Consider the following 15,172-nt stretch of genomic DNA (forward strand, 5'->3'; position numbering starts at 1 on the left):
TTTCAGGCGGATGCAGCCGATAACGCGCCTTAATATACGTCACCGTTCCGGAAAATCAACCCCATTCTGGACCGCCGCCCAGCGCCTTCCCGGAGTCCCGGCGCTATCCTCTCCCCTCCCGCCCGTCTCGTAATTGGCTTGATTCAGCGGCCAATACAGGGTAGTTCTTCCGGACGTCCATGAACCTTCGCTCCCATTCCATTTCTTCCCTGCAAGGGGTACTGACCGTACCCGGAGACAAAAGCATTTCCCACCGCGCCGCCATCCTGGGCGGCTTGGCGAAGGGAGTGACGGAAGTGGATAATTTCCTGTGCAGTGAAGACTGCCTGAATACCCTGCGCGCCATGGAGCAGTTGGGGGCCAAGGTGGAAGTGCTGGAAGAACGGGAGGGATATGGCCCCGTCCGCTTCCGCATAACGGGCGTCGCCATGAAGCCCGCGGCTCCGGAACGGACCATCGACTGCGGCAATTCCGGCACGGGCATGAGGCTGCTGGCCGGCATGCTGGCTGCCTGCCCCTTTGATTCGGAAATGTTCGGGGACGCCTCCCTGAGTTCCCGCCCCATGGGCCGCATCATGCAGCCTCTGGAACAGATGGGCGCGCGGATTGAAGCCCGCGGCGCCAAGCCGGGCTGCGCTCCGCTGTTTATCCACGGCGGCCGGGTGCGCCCCATTTCCTACACGCTTCCCATGGCGAGCGCCCAGGTGAAGAGCGCCATCCTGCTGGCCGCCATGTTTGCCGACGGGGCCACCACCGTGCATCAGCCCGCCGTCACCCGCGACCACACGGAGCGCCTGTTCCGCCATTTCAGCGTGCCCTGCACGGTAGACGGCCTCACCGTCAGTACCCAGGGTCCGGCGCTCCCCGCCGCCCATGACCTGACGGTTCCCGCAGACATCTCTTCCGCCGCCTTCTGGATGGTGGCCGCCGCCAGCCGTCCCGGCTCCCGCCTGACGCTGCGCCAGGTGGGCCTGAACAACACGCGGAACGCCGTCATCAGCGCACTGAAACGGATGGGGGTGCGGATGGACATTGTGACCACTTCTCCGGAGGATGCGGGCGAACCGTACGGGGATATTACCGTGTACGGTTCGGATTCCCTGCACGGCACCAGCCTGCTTCCGGAAGAAATCCCCAACCTGATTGATGAAATCCCCATCCTGGCCGTGGCCGGAGCCCTGGGCCAGGGAGACTTCATCGTCCGCAACGCCCGCGAACTGCGCGTCAAGGAAACGGACCGCATCGCCACCACGGCGGCCAATCTCCGGCTCATGGGGGTGGACGTGGAGGAATTTGACGACGGCATGGTCGTTCACGGAGGCGCTCCCCTGAAAGGCGCGGAATTGCCCAGCTACGGAGACCACCGCATCGCCATGAGCTTCCTGGTGGCCGGATTCAGCGCACAGGGAGATACCGTGCTGGCGGATGCGGAATGCATCAATACCTCCTATCCCGGCTTTGAATGGGATCTGGCGCAGTTCCTGTAAACAATCCTGAAAAAGCGCCGGAGGCTTTTATTCCTTTTCCACTTCCCTGGCACGGCACAAGTCCCGCCAGCCGGGGAAGTTCCATTTGTTGGGGAAGTCCCGGCACTGGCGCGGTTTGACGGGATTGATCCGGCAGCCGCCTTCCGCCAGCATCATGCAGGCGCCGTCCTCCGCATCCCGGATTGACAATCCGCGCCGGTTGGCCCTCAGGCGGCAGCATTCGTCAATGAAGGCCTGTTCGTCCATGTGGAGGAAACGGGAGATTTCCCGGACTTCATCCTCCTCAATGCACACGTCTCCGGCCCAGCGGCAGCATGCGCCGCACCTGGTGCATTCATACCGCACCGCCTTTCCTCTTTCCGCCATGCGCCTTTAAGTGAAAATTCCCCTGATGACGCCTATGTTCATGTGGGCGTCCCTCCACCGCGGGTTGTTGACGGCGGTTTCAAAGTCCTGCGGCAGTTTTCCGATGGTGCCGGGAGCCTGCGCCAGCCCGGTCAGAATCTGCCTGATTCTGGAGCGGGCGATGAGGGTGGGCTGGTTGGTCCATTGGAAAACCTCACTGTCAATGATGTAGCCTTCATCAATCTTGGTAATGTATTCGGGAAAGCGCAGATGGGGATTTTGTTCCACATAAACGCATCGGCCGATGGAACGCTTGGAGCGGAAAGGATGGAAGAAGCGCCGGATGCTCTTGATCCAGTCCGGTGCTTCCGACAGGCCTTCCGCATGCACCCACATGGTGGCCAGCTGCTCCACGGGATAAAAGTAGGAATACGTATAGGCGGCCTTGTAGCGCGTGCAGCCGCGCCAGGCATGACGCAGGCGCACCATGTCCGCCTGGCCGGAAATCAGCAGCTCCACCGCTCGTTTCAACTGGTTTTCCAGAGTTTCCCCGCGCAGGTGCTCCCAGATCATGCAGTCATCCTCAGCCAGCAGCACGTAATCCGTATCCAGCGCGTTGACCGCCGTATGGAGCGCCCCTATGAAGCCGCCCTCCGCCGGAGAAGACTCCGCGGAAAGTCCGTAAGAAAGCGCCGTTTCACATACTTTGCCAGCGCTTTCCGGAAAAACGACGCAGGCCTCGTCAAAATAATTCAGCAGCCCGGACCTCTCATAGGACGCCAGCGTCATGGCCAGCGTATACGGGGCATTATCACACAACAGGGCCAGGCCGATTTTTTTATCTTGAAAGAGAATTCCCATCACGTAGAACGTTTTTGCAGTCTAAGACAATAGGAAGCCCGTTTCCAAGCAAAATAATTTTAAACAAATGTACTTTTATCCCGCCGCTTTTCAAGCAAAGGGAAAAAACAACCCACCCCGTTTCAACATCATGAAAGCATACGTTATTTTAAAAAACTCGCTGCTGGCAGCCGCCCTCGGATGCGCCCTGTCCAGTTGCTATGATCCTTATTATGACAGTTTCAGCGTATCAGGCTCCTACAGCAGCGGCGGCTCCGGCATGTCCTACATGTATGACAACTCCGGCTATCCCATTTACGGATATTACGGAGGCAGGCCCATCTATGCCTATGACACGTTCGGCAGCCCCATTTATTCCATCAGCCTGATCCGCCCGAATTACTACATCCCCACGTGGGGACCGGCCCCCTATTACCGCGGGCACTACATCCAGCCCCATTACTGCCGCCCCATGGCGCGTCCGCCGATGAAGCCCCAGTACAGGCCGGATCATTTCCGTCCGGACCACCGCCCGGGCAACAACAGGCCGGTTCCGCAGCCCGGCAGGCCCAACCACCGCCCGGACTTCGGAAAACCCGGCAATTCCCACCGTCCGCCCGTAAGTAATCCGGGCGACAGCCATAACCGGCCGGGAATAGGCCAGCCCGGCGGCAGCCACGGCAGGCCGGACTTCGGAAAGCCGGGACAGCCCTCCCGCCCGTCCGTCAACAATCCCCACCGCCCCGGCTCCGGCAATTCCGGGAGCACGCATCGTCCGGGCATCAGCCGTCCGGAGGGGAACCGGCCCTCCAGGCCGGACTTCGGGCGTCCCAGCCGTCCATCCACGCCCTCCTCCAGGCCATCCGCCTCCCGTCCGGGTCATTCGGGCATGAACCGTCCCAGCAGCCCTCCATCCGTTTCCAGGCCTTCTTCCCCGCCGCCGTCCGCCAGCGCGCCCAGCAGGCCGTCTTCGCCTCCTGCGGCTGCGCCCTCCCGTCCGTCTCCCTCACCACGGCCTTCAGGCCCCGGAGGCTCCCATGGACCGCAGAGGAGATAATCCACCCCTGAAACCCTGAAAGGTTCTCCCCATGGGGCTGTTTTGAGCAAGGCTGGCAAACCGGAGGAAGACAAGCCCCGGATCATGTTATGAACCGGGCCTCCGGCCAGCAGGGGAGCCGAAAGCGGACAAGGAAAAAGGGTACTTTAAACAATATGCGTCCGCCTTCCTGGGGTTTTAAACATTCCAGGACATCCTGTACCGCAGGGAGAAGGCGGCCAGCGAACAAGGGAGAAAAGGACAGGCCCTTCCCTGTGAATAAGGGATGGAACGAAAAGACGTGCTATTGTTTTTTCCAGCGTTTCAGCGTGGGAAAAAACAGGGTCATTTGGGCAATGGCTTCCTCTTTCGTATAGGAGGAACCATTCTCCTTGTTGAATTCCTCCACAAATCGGGCGCAATGTTCAATCATCTGCTCCATGGTGCATTCTGACGTAAATGCGCCGTCCTGAAAGCAATAACGGCAATATTCCTCACTGGAGGTTCCGTCATGGTTGGTGCCGCAGTCTTCCCTGCTTCCCAGAGGCATGCCGCAGCTTTGGCAGAATGGAGTATTCATAAAAGGAAATGGTTCTTGAAAAATAAAGAGGGTGAGGAAAGGATTAAAACCCGAATGACGGCTGATTTAAAGAATTTTGTTTTTCCGGAACAGGCCCTCATGTGCCCTCATGCCCTGGAAAGGGGAATCCTGAGGGCAAAGCGGCATCCGTGGGAACTTTCTTCCAGGCACAAGTCTCCGCCCATGCTTCTCGCCAGTTCCCGGGATAAAGCCAGCCCCAGCCCCACGCCCGGCTGTTTTCCGGCAGCCTCCTCCGCAGATCTGGAAAAGGGACGGAACAGCTTCCCTTTCAGGGAATCGGAAATGCCTTTCCCTTCATCCTCCACACGGATGACCAGAAAACGCTTTTCCCGTGCCAGTTCCACCTTCAGGACGCTGCCGTCAAAACATGCGTATTTGGCGGCGTTGTCCGCCAGATTGTACACGATCTGCTCCACGGCGGTCATGTCCGCAGTCACGGCCTCCGCTTGCAGCTCCGGAGCCACGTAAAGCTGGGAGTCCATGCCCGCGGCGGCCAGCCGGGGGGAGATGCGGGCAATGACGGCGGAGGCGAGGTCCGTCACCGGAATTTTTTCCGGCTGGAGGGAGACCGAATTTTTCTCCACCCGCGCGTAGCTCAATACGTTGTCCACCAGGTGCGTCAGCCTGCCCGCCTCATTTTTCAGGATATCCACATAGGCCATTTCCCTGCCCTTGGGAACCAGTCCGGAAGAAAGCATTTCCGTGTACATGTTGAACGTAGTCAGAGGCGTCCTTAGTTCATGCGTCACGGCGGAAACGAATACGGCGCGGCGTTCGCTCAGGCGGATGAGGCCGATCATGAAGCCAATGACCCCGCACAGGGCCAGAAGCCCGCAAAACCACGCCATCGCCATGGAATTCCAGACCGTCCGCAGGGAATTGGCGGGCATGGAGGGAAGATTGCCCGGATTCAGCATGGCGGGAATTCCGGCCAGGGTCAGATAGCTTTCCTCCCGCCCGTCGGCGGGAGACAGAGTAGCCTCCGGCAAAATATCGGCTACGGACTCTAGCAGGTAGGCGGATAACTTGCCCCAGTCCAGCCAGATTCCCTGCACCCATACCTGGCCGTGGTCCGAGATGCGGCGCGTCAGGAAACATTCCTTCCCCTGCTGCCATCTGGGCTGGAGGGAGGAAATGGAGAACTCCCTGTAACTTTCCGGAGTTTTGGCGAACCCGTCACGGCGGGTGACGGACATTTCCGCCAGGCTTTCCTTTACCGGAACCGGATTCGCCTTTTGTTCATGAACCTCAAACTGGACCATCTTCCCGTCCAGAGTCAATGCCGCGGCTCCCATATCCAAGAGAGCCGCAATATCGCCGGGCCCGCTTTCCAATTTTTTCCCGGTCTTTTTCAAGGAACCAGCCACATCCAGGCAATCCCCCTCCCCTTCCGGACTTTCCATGCCATTCACCTCCCCTGAAACGACCAGCCGTCCCGAATCCGCAATCTCCTTCTTTGCCCGCCGGGGAGGCTCCATGGCTTTCTTTTTCACCTTGACGCTGACATTGTACTCCTGCTGGCTGTTGGAAAGGTTTTTACGCATGTTGTAGTCTTCCATTCCCTGCTGGAAAGCCTTCCTGCTTTCCACTGCCAGCTCCTGCTGCAAGCCGTTCTTCTGCTGCTCCCTTCCATCCATGATGGCGACGGAAGTCACCTGTACCGCTTCTTCCGCAGGGGGGGCGGTCTCCGGCTGCACGGCATTCCCCGCGGAGATGGAGGCAGGCCTCGGCAAATTCTTCATGGCATCCACCACACGGCTGCCCCAGCCGGATCTTCCCAGTTGCAGGACATATTCCAGCCGTTCCCTGTCCTTCTGGGGAGAGGAAACGTTTCCCCGCGGGTCTATCTGGAAATACAGCTTGGCAAAGCCGGACAAATCCGGCATCGCACCTTCCTCCTTGCGGACTTCCGCCAGCGCGTTCCCCTGGAAATATTCTCCGGGAGAACGGTTGTTCTCCCCTGCGATCATGGAGGCCAGCAGGGAATCCATGCGCCACAGGGCCAGGCGGCTCTGCTCCACCAGGCGGATCTGGTGCGTTTCCGCCAGCCTGCGCTTCTCCGCATCCAGCATGGAATGGCTGAGCCATCCCATCACCCCCAGCAGAATCAGCAGGCAGGACCACAACAGCAAATGGAAGGAAAAACGGCTGCTCATGCTCCGTCCTCCCAAACATATCCCCGCCCTCTCAGGGTGCGGATGACGGCGGAGTTCCTTTTCCCCATTTTTTCCCGCAGGCGGGCGATCGTGGTGTCAATGCTCCGCGTTTCCACCAGCCGGGGGTCCATCTTCCAGACCCTCGCCAGGATTTCCTCACGGGTGATGATTCTTCCGGCATTGGCCGCCAGATGGCGCGCCAGGTCAAATTCCTTGGTGGTCAGCACCACCCGCTCCTCCCCCAGAACCAGGGCGCGGGCGGCAAAATCCAGATGCCCCTCCGGCAGCATGACGCGGTTGACGGCGCTAGGCCTTTCCGGGGACCGCCTCAGCACGGCCTCTATCCTGGCCAGCACTTCCAGCAGGCTGAAGGGCTTCACCACATAATCGTCCGCCCCCAGCTTCAGCCCCTTCACCTTGTCCGCCTCCGCGCCCTTGGCGGTGAGCATCAGCACCGGAACGGTGGAGCGGTCTTCCCTGATGCGTTTCAGCAGTTCAAAACCGTTCGCTCCGGGCAGGACTACATCCAGCAGGGCCAGGTCATACTCCTCTGCATGAATCATCTCCATGGCCTCATAACCGTCCCTGGCGGACAAAACGTCATAGCCGGACACCGCCAGGGCGTCCGCCAGGCCGTTTCTAATGGCATGATCGTCTTCTACGACCAGAATGCGGTAGCGGTGCATGCGCGGAATAATCTATCAAATAGGAACGTTGCGGTAAAACAGGTTTTTTCAGAAGAAAAATTCTGCGGGGCCGCCGGCACTCCCGGACAGCCCCGCAGGAGCACTCATTTCTTCACTCTATCATTCATAGGGGAATCTTTTCCTTCCGTTTCGTTCTCTTCAACAAAGGAAAACTGCTTTTTGGAGGCCTGCTGCCGGACAGCCTGGATAATGGCGTCCTCCAGGGTGTTCGGTTTGGCGTCCCTGGAAGCGCTCTGCTGCTTCCATTTGGCCAGCCATTCATTGCGCTGGGCGTCCAGCTCCTTTACCTTCTTCTGCAGGGCTCCGCGCTCCTCCGCCTTCTTTTTCACGATGGCTTCCACTTCCTCCGCGGTTTTACCTTCCAGTTCCTTGGGGAGCTGTCCGGCAGTCCCCAAATCTCCCAGCGCCTGGACTCCGTTCCGGTCATAAAAATCCACCAGGTCCCATGAAGTATTGGAGTACGCCGCCTTGTTCGCCTTGGCGCTGGCCCGCCCTACGGCAGCCGCAGGCGACAGTTTCAGCGCCAGCGTATCCTGGCGTTCCTGCTTGCTCAGCCTTTCAGCCTGAACTTCCGGTGAACCGTAAGCCAGGTAAGTCGCATTCAGAGAGGAACTCAACTTGGCAAGTTCTCCGTCAAAGGGCGTTTCCGGGTCCGGGGGAGCCGCATTGTGGTCAATGTTGAGAAAGCTGCCGTCCCCCTTTTTAGCTCCGTCCTTCCACAGGCGCGTATCCGAGTCTCCGGCATTGCCGCAATGAATGGTATTGACGGTAATGTCCCTCTCCAGCCCGCGCGCAATCGCTTCCGCATACGGCACGCTGCCCTGGTTGAAGGGTTCATTGCCGGCGATGAAGACCAGCTTCAGCGCATGGGGATCATCCGTATTCCATTTTAACTCCTTCACGGCCCGGTCAATGACGGCTCCGCAGCATTCCGTGCCGCCGTAGGTTTTCAGCTTGAACAATTCCTCGGAGACCTTGTCCAGGTCATCCGTGAACGGAAGCACCTGGCGTATCCAGGCGTCCCTGGAGGACAGCCCGTCGTTTCCATACTCATACAGGGCAAGCTGGATATCGGGCAATTTGCCGTTCTGGCGCGCCAGCGTCATGTCATTGACAATCTTCCACAAATAAGTGCGCGCCTGGTCGATGAGGCCGTTCATGCTGCTGGAGGTATCCAGCAACAGGGCAATCTGAACGACGGCGCGGTCATCTTTTTCCGCGGCGCCCTGGAAGGGAGCCGCAGGAGTTCCGGAGGAAGCCTCCTCCTGCTCCGGCGTTACGCTGATCTCCGCCTCTCCGGGAGCCGTTCCGTCCGCAACAGTGACGGAATAGGCGGCGTCTTTCACCCCTTTGGCATTCCCCGTCACGACAGCCCGGGTAACGACCACATCCCCTTTTGCAGGAACGGCCGCCCCTCCGGAAGAAGTTTTTTCCAGACCGGGAGCCACGCTTATGGTCAGCTTTTCGGAGCCGCTCCCTTCCGTTTTGATGGAATAGGCCGCTTCCCTGACCGGTTCAACCGCGCTTGGCTTGATACGGAAAATACCTTCCTTCCCAGAACCGCCGGGAAGGCTTGCCGCCTTCCTGGTGATGAACACCCCTTCCTGCGGCGGAACGGCTGAAATTCCGGAAGAAGCTCCCTCCGCACGCGGCGTCACACGGATTTCCATTTCCCCCGGAGCGGTTCCTTTCACCGTAGTGACGGAATAGGCGGCATTCCGCGCTCCCATGGCTTTCTCCGGACCGGCGTTCACGGCCTTCGTCAGGACAACCCCGTTTCCGGTGGTGGTCACGGCTGATGCGGATTTTTCCGCGTCCACGCTTTTCACCGTAACCAGGACGGTTCCGGTTTTAGCGTCCTGTTTTTCCCCCTCCGGTCCCGGGGTGACGGAGTATCTGGCCTTTCCTTCCGGAACAGGCTTGCTGTCCGTTGGAACGGGAGTGGGTTCGGCCTGGGCGCAGAATGATCCTGCGCCCAGCAACCCTAATGCAGTACATGCGATGATACGGTTCATGATTGTTGATTACTAGTTGTTTGTTTATGGAAAACTGTTTTGCATCAGTACGGTTTCTCCATCCAGGAGAATCATGACGGAGCCATCCAGTGCCAACAGCCCCTGGCGGTTGGACTGGATGAGCCTGTTCGCCACGTCGGCATATTCCGGCGTGCCCACCTGGACCGTCTTCACGGCGCGGCCCGCGTCCGGCATGGCAAGAACCGTGCTTTCCATCCAGACTCCGTTCCTGTTGAAATATCCGTTCTGGGCAATCTGGGCCGTATTGTCAAAGGCCACGGCACGGCCCTCCCGGTCCATCTGGATGTTGTACTTGTTGAGGGTCAGTTCCCGCTTCTTGGCTACGGCATTTTCCTGCAGGGCAATGGCGCCCAGCCCTTCGCGCAATTCCTCCATCACCTTCCCCTCCAGGTTCCTCCTGCTCCCCATGGAGGCATGATCCCGCCGCCATGGGCCGGAACTGCCGTCATCGGCAAAAAAGGAGGCTGCCGAGCTCATGATCCCGAAGTCCCGTGAAAGCCGCATGATTTCCTCCACCAATTCCGCCGTTTTGGAATTGGACCTCAGCGCTTCCGTGCCGGAGGAGCTGCCGCCCATATCCATCAGAGCGGTTTCCAGACTGCCTATCTTGCGCGCGGCCCACAGCCGGGCTACAAAATCATCCTTCATGCTGGCGATGCGCTGCGGATCCACGGTAATGGCAAAAGCCTGCTCCCTGTTATCCCGGTCCAGGCAGGTACCCTTAATCAGGAAAGGTTCCGTACCTATGTACCTCCCGGCCAGAACGGCGGGATTGCCGGAATAAATGTCCGGAAGAACCCCGGAGGGTATGGCATCCTGCACCCTTCCCGGCTGTTCCCTGCCGTCCGGGGAGCAGACGGTATAGCGCACCTTCCGGAAGACGGGGCCGTATAACTGCCGGAATACCTGCGAGAGCTTGACCTCCAGATTCTCCCCGGAAAGGATGTAGCACGGTAGCCCCCCGGAAATCTCCGCCATGCGCCTCAGCAGGGGGGCGTTGACGTCCTCCCCCACCCCGATGGTGAAAATGCGCCTTTCCGCCCTGTTTCCTTCCCCCGCCAGGGCCGCAATGGATTTTTCCGAAGTGCGGCCGATCGTGGGAAGGCCGTCCGTCAGGAAAAGCACCACGGGGAGCATCCCCTCGTGGGAAGGCTGGCTCAAGGCGGCGGCCAGCGCCTCGTGCATGTTGGTGCCCCCACGCGCCACGACGGCATCCAGCCATGCATGGGCCGCTTTTTCCGACGCGCCATTTTTTTCCACCGGGGCCGCTTCAAATAAATTGACGCCTTCATTATAAGTGATGATATTGAACCGTTCTCCGGGATTCAGGCCGGAAACGATCTGCTTGGCCGCCTCCTTCACGCTGGCGAGCTTGTTCCCGCGCATGCTCCCGGACCTGTCCAGCACCAGCGTGACTTCCCGGAGAATGGAGTGTTCACCGGGGCGGACATCCTTGCCCACCATCGCCAGAAAATAGCCGTTTTTCCCGCCGGAGGCGTCAGGAGAGGCGTAAACGCTGGCCTCCGGCCCGGAAGAAGCTTCCCCTTTCTTCCCGCGCGCCTCCAGCCATGACAGGCGGAAAGGGCCCGGGTTCATCCTTTCCTCCGCCAGGGTCAGAACCACGGTTCCATTCTCCAGCTGATGGCGCTCCATCTGATGGGAGGGAGTGAAGAGGTTGCCCGGACCGTCCTTTCCGGAAGCGAGCTCCACCCTCACCGTCCACGGAGCATCCCCGGAAAGAGCTTCCGTTCTGGGGAGCACGTAATCCAGACGCCCCTCCACAAGGGTCAGCAGTTGTTCGTAAACAATCCCCAGCTTTACGGAAGACCTGGGCGGAACCGGAAACACGCTGGACCGGATGGCCCCGAACCCCGCAAATTCCAGCAGGGCCGGATCCTTTCTGCGCGCCACAATGCGGTCATACAGGCGCCGCGCCTCGTCCGCTGGCATCAGGGAGGCCTTCCACTCCGCTTTTCCGTCCCCATAATAAAAACCTTTCACCACCACGCCCTCCGGAACGGGCAGCAGCAGCTCAGCCTCCGCGAGGGAAGAACCGTTATTCCGCACATCCAGCTCCAGGGTGGTCACGGCGGAGCGTCCATTCACCAGGATGCGGGCATTCACCTTTTCCATCGTGACCGGCTGCCGGACCGTCCGGTCCGCCGGAAGAATCACGCGCCTCTGCGGCAGAATGATATTCCGGGCACCCAGCTCGTCGCGGATTTCCTGGGAATGCGCCAGTCCGGCTATTCCCGCCCATACGGCTATCAGGCACCACGTGATGTTCATGTCCCCATGATGCCTGAAAAATCAATCCCGTGTGTTACAATCAGGTTACATTTTCAAAGAACCTTTCCCTGCCGCGGAAAATAATAAAAAAGGCCGCCTGCCCGGAGGGGAGGCGGCCTCCGGCATTCAACTGCCGGAGAACGTTTTTTAATGCATCAGCCCCATGGACAGGAGCACCAGGGTCACGATGCCTATGGCGATGCGGTACCAGCCGAATACGGCAAAACTGTGCTTTTGCAGGTAGGAAACCATCCACTTCACAGCCAGCCATGCGGACAGCCAGCTCACAACCGTTCCCACGGCCAGGGCTTCCCACCCGAAGGATTCCAGCATCAGCGCCCCGTCCTTGTACGCATCATGGACGGTGGCCGCGCCCAGGGTAATCAGCCCCAGCAGGAAGCTGAATTCCACGGCCGCCTCCACGCTCAGCCCCACGAACATGCCGCCCAGCATGGTCATCAGGCTCCGGCTGGTGCCGGGAATCATGGCGACGCACTGGAGAGCGCCCACCGTCAGCGCCCTGGCCGGGGTCAGGCTCTCAATGGAGGCTCCGGAGTTCCCTTCATTGGAACGGCCTTCCCTGGCGCGCCAGGCGCAGTACGCCAGAATCACGCCGCCGCCCACAATCCAGGAATAAGCCACCGTGTAGGTGTTGAACAGGTATTCCTTGATCAGGGAGGCGCAGCACAGGCCCACCACGGCGGCGGGGAGGAAGGCCAGAATGAGGTTGACCAGCAGTTTCAGCCCGGCGGGATTATTGCCGCGCACGCCCTGCGCCATGGCCTTCACCCGGGGAAAATACAGGCTCAGCACCGCCAGGATGGCCCCGCCCTGGATGCAGACGGCCAAGGCGTCCAGAGCTTCCTTGCTCTGGGACATGTTCAGCAGGGATTCCGTCAGGAGCAGGTGCCCCGTGGAGCTGACCGGCAGGTACTCGGTCAGGCCTTCCACAATGCCCAGGATGATGATGTCCAGGAGATTCATGATAATGGCGTCAGTTGGATGTGTTTTTAGTGGTTGTAGGGAGAATTGTCATTGTTGAAGTCTTCTTCAAACCGGGCGACTTCCTCCCGTGCGCGTGCGGCCTCCTTGCGCTCATGCATCCAGGCCAGGATGATGCATATTTCATACAGCGCATACATGGGAACGGCCATCAGCATCATGGTGGCCACGTCCGGCGTGGGGGTGATGACCGCGGCCAGGATGGCGATCGCCACAATGGCGTAGCGGCGCGTGGCCTTCATCATGTCGTAGGTCAGCACGCCCAGCTTGACGAAAGGCATCACCACCACGGGCAGTTCAAACGCCAGGCCGAACATCAGGATCATCTGCGTAGCGAAGGACAGGTAGTAGCCGATGCGCCATTCATTGGAAATGCCGAATTCCAGGGAATACGTGTAGAAGAACGTCAGCACCCTGGGAAGCACGATGAAGTAGCAGAACAGCGTACCCGCCAGGAACAGCCCGAAGCCGATCGCCATGCACTTGTACAGCAGCCTGCGTTCATGCTCCAGCAGTCCGGGAATAATGAATTGCAGCAGGAAGTACAGCAGCAGCGGGAAGGAGATCACCACCCCGGCATACAGGGAAAGCTTGATGGTCAGCATGAACGCCTCCCCCGGCTGGAACGCGCTCATCATCTTGAGGGCGCCCCGCCCGGTGCCGTCCGTCAGAATGGCTTCCTTGGCATCCAGGGCCTCCGCCAGCTCCCGCACGGAGGAGGTGGGGCTGCCGTCCCTGATAAAAATCTTCTTCCTGTCCTCCGGCAGAGGCTGCGCGCCGCGGAGCACCAGGGCGGCCTCCGTCAAATCCCCCTGGGACGGGGAAACCTGCCGCAGAAGCAATTTCTTCTGGGAGTCGTCCAGGCTCGTCATGGCCGTAGCCATTTCCTTGGCCTTCCCCCATGCCTCCAGGCCTATTCCCGCGGGCAGGTGGGATTCCTCAAACATGTCCCACACCTGGTTGACGGGGCGCCTCAGGATGTCCATCAGATTGGACGCGAACCCGGCGCACAGAATCGTGCTGACGGTCAGGCACAGGGCCATCCTCAGCAACATGGTGCGCAGGTCGTCCAGATGCTCCAGAAAGGGCTTTTCCTCGTCCTCCCGCTCAATCTGCCACTTCTCCCGCAGACGGAATATGTGCTTTAAAAAGAACACGGCGTTAAATGAACCCTAAAAACCCCTTCCAGGCAAGCCGCAAGGCCGACAACACCCGTAAAAAACGCCCGTCCCCCACCCCGCCGCAGCGCCGCCCTTTTTTGGCACGCACCCCCTGTATCTGCTTGACGCGGGCAGGCAGGCCCTTACTCTCTTACCCATCATGAGTCACGTCAGAACAAGATTCGCACCTTCCCCCACGGGCTACCTCCACATCGGCGGCGCACGCACCGCCCTGTTCAACTGGCTGTTCGCCCGCAAGACGGGCGGCACCTTCATCCTCCGCATTGAGGATACGGACAACGCCCGCAACACGGAGGAAGCCACCCGCGCAATCTTCACCGGCATGGAGTGGCTGGGCCTGGACTGGGATGAAGGCCCCATGAAGGGCGGCGACTGCGGTCCCTACTTCCAAAGCCAGCGCAACGATATTTACGACGCCTATTTCAAGAAGCTCCAGGACGCCGGACGCGTGTACGAGGACGACGGCGCCTGGCGCTTCCGCTTTGACCGCTCCAAGCCCGTCACCTTCCATGACCTGATCTGCGGAGACATCACCATTGACTACCGGGACGCCTCCAACACGCCGGACATGGCCATCCGCCGGGCGGACGGCTCCTACATCTTCCACTTCGTCAACGTGGTGGACGACATTGAAATGAAGATGACCCACGTCATCCGCGGGGAAGACCACATCATGAACACGCCCAAGCACATCCAGCTGTTTGAGGCCTTCGGCGTCACTCCCCCGGTCTTCGCCCACATGCCGCTGATCCTGAACCAGGACGGCTCCAAGATGTCCAAGCGCGACGTAGGCGCGGCCCTGGGCACATATCCGGAAGAAGGCTTCCTGCCGGAAGGCGTGATGAACTTCCTGGCCCTGCTGGGCTGGTCCCCCAAGGACGACACGGAAATCTTCTCCCCGCAGGAGCTCATTGAGCGCTTCTCCCTGGAAGCCGTCAACCACTCCGCCGCCAAATTTGACATCACCAAGTGCCGCTGGGTCAACCAGCAGCACATCATCGCCCTGCCTGCGGAAGAATTCACGGCCCAGGCGCGGCCCTTCTGCCTGAACGCCGGACTGCCGGACTCCCCCATTCTGGATGACGCCATCGCCACCGTACAGACGAAGGTGCAGACGCTGGCGGAGGTGCCGGACAAAATCCGCTTCTTCTTTGACCTGGGCATGGACCCGGAAGCCGTTGCCAAGGTCCAGCCGGAAGCCCTGGAACTGCTTTCCAAACTGGCGGACAGGCTGGAGCGGGAGCCGGAATGGGACGGCCATGAACTCATCGGCGTGCTGAAAGCCTTTGCCAAGGAAAACGGCGTGAAAATGGGAGCCGTCATGTTCCCCGCCCGCGTGGCCCTCACCGGACTGAGCGGCGGCCCGGACCTCTCCTCCGTCTTCTCCCTGCTGGGCCGGGAGGAATCCGTGAAGAGAATCCGTTCCTTCTCCCTGAACTGATTCCCGCAGGAACACAGTCTTCCTTTCAAACGCTCCGGAGAATATCCGGAG

At 59.9% G+C, this 15,172-nt stretch carries 12 protein-coding genes; 3 read left to right on the forward strand and 9 right to left on the reverse strand.

Annotation, left to right across the window (positions count from 1 at the left end):
* Nucleotides 1–179 precede the first annotated feature (179 nt).
* Nucleotides 180–1,487 (forward strand): 3-phosphoshikimate 1-carboxyvinyltransferase, encoded by a 1,308-nt coding sequence (aroA, locus tag HJW02_RS02395; RefSeq protein ID WP_102722051.1) that lies wholly within the window; start codon nucleotides 180–182, stop codon nucleotides 1,485–1,487.
* A 27-nt stretch (nucleotides 1,488–1,514) separates the two neighbouring features.
* Here the strand turns inward: aroA and HJW02_RS02400 are convergent, their stop codons facing one another.
* Both HJW02_RS02400 and HJW02_RS02405 read right to left on the reverse strand, forming a co-directional pair.
* The gene (locus HJW02_RS02400) at nucleotides 1,515–1,853 is read right to left on the reverse strand and encodes a YkgJ family cysteine cluster protein (RefSeq protein WP_102722050.1); all 339 of its coding nucleotides are present in this window, start codon (nucleotides 1,851–1,853) and stop codon (nucleotides 1,515–1,517) included.
* A gap of 6 nt (nucleotides 1,854–1,859) precedes the next feature.
* Complete coding sequence (locus HJW02_RS02405; RefSeq protein WP_146017785.1) at nucleotides 1,860–2,696, reverse strand: hypothetical protein; 837 nt, start codon at nucleotides 2,694–2,696, stop codon at nucleotides 1,860–1,862.
* Nucleotides 2,697–2,823: 127 nt separating this feature from the next.
* On the opposite strand from HJW02_RS02405, the gene HJW02_RS02410 reads away from it, so the two are divergent.
* Nucleotides 2,824–3,729: a hypothetical protein gene (locus HJW02_RS02410; RefSeq protein ID WP_146018195.1), complete on the forward strand. Its 906-nt coding sequence runs from the start codon at nucleotides 2,824–2,826 to the stop codon at nucleotides 3,727–3,729.
* Nucleotides 3,730–4,012: 283 nt separating this feature from the next.
* Here the strand turns inward: HJW02_RS02410 and HJW02_RS02415 are convergent, their stop codons facing one another.
* The 7 genes from HJW02_RS02415 to tatC form a co-directional block, all read right to left on the reverse strand.
* Nucleotides 4,013–4,288, reverse strand: a complete 276-nt coding sequence (locus HJW02_RS02415) for a zinc ribbon domain-containing protein (protein WP_102722048.1) — start codon at nucleotides 4,286–4,288, stop codon at nucleotides 4,013–4,015.
* A 107-nt stretch (nucleotides 4,289–4,395) separates the two neighbouring features.
* Nucleotides 4,396–6,465, reverse strand: coding sequence for a HAMP domain-containing sensor histidine kinase (locus tag HJW02_RS02420; RefSeq protein ID WP_102722047.1), 2,070 nt, complete (start codon nucleotides 6,463–6,465; stop codon nucleotides 4,396–4,398).
* Entirely contained in the window at nucleotides 6,462–7,151 is a 690-nt protein-coding gene (locus HJW02_RS02425; protein WP_022398317.1) for a response regulator transcription factor, read from the reverse strand. Before HJW02_RS02425 ends, HJW02_RS02420 begins: the two co-directional genes overlap by 4 nt.
* Nucleotides 7,152–7,255: 104 nt before the next feature.
* A complete protein-coding gene (locus HJW02_RS02430) occupies nucleotides 7,256–9,187 on the reverse strand; it encodes a vWA domain-containing protein (protein WP_146018194.1) in 1,932 nt (643 codons plus the stop codon).
* 24 nt (nucleotides 9,188–9,211) lie between these two features.
* Nucleotides 9,212–11,497 (reverse strand): VWA domain-containing protein, encoded by a 2,286-nt coding sequence (locus tag HJW02_RS02435; RefSeq protein ID WP_102722045.1) that lies wholly within the window; start codon nucleotides 11,495–11,497, stop codon nucleotides 9,212–9,214.
* Between the two features lie 147 nt (nucleotides 11,498–11,644).
* Nucleotides 11,645–12,481 (reverse strand): undecaprenyl-diphosphate phosphatase, encoded by an 837-nt coding sequence (locus HJW02_RS02440; protein WP_102722044.1) that lies wholly within the window; start codon nucleotides 12,479–12,481, stop codon nucleotides 11,645–11,647.
* Nucleotides 12,482–12,507: 26 nt separating this feature from the next.
* Complete coding sequence (gene tatC, locus HJW02_RS02445; protein WP_102722043.1) at nucleotides 12,508–13,656, reverse strand: twin-arginine translocase subunit TatC; 1,149 nt, start codon at nucleotides 13,654–13,656, stop codon at nucleotides 12,508–12,510.
* Between the two features lie 163 nt (nucleotides 13,657–13,819).
* Here tatC and gltX point away from each other — a divergent pair, with 163 nt between their 5' ends.
* On the forward strand, nucleotides 13,820–15,121 hold the full coding sequence (gene gltX / locus HJW02_RS02450; protein WP_102722042.1) for a glutamate--tRNA ligase: 1,302 nt from the start codon (nucleotides 13,820–13,822) through the stop codon (nucleotides 15,119–15,121).
* The last annotated feature ends 51 nt before the right edge of the window (nucleotides 15,122–15,172 follow it).

The organism is Akkermansia sp. GGCC_0220 (genome assembly GCF_017566105.1).
In the GTDB taxonomy this organism is placed as follows: Bacteria; Verrucomicrobiota; Verrucomicrobiia; order Verrucomicrobiales; family Akkermansiaceae; genus Akkermansia; species Akkermansia massiliensis.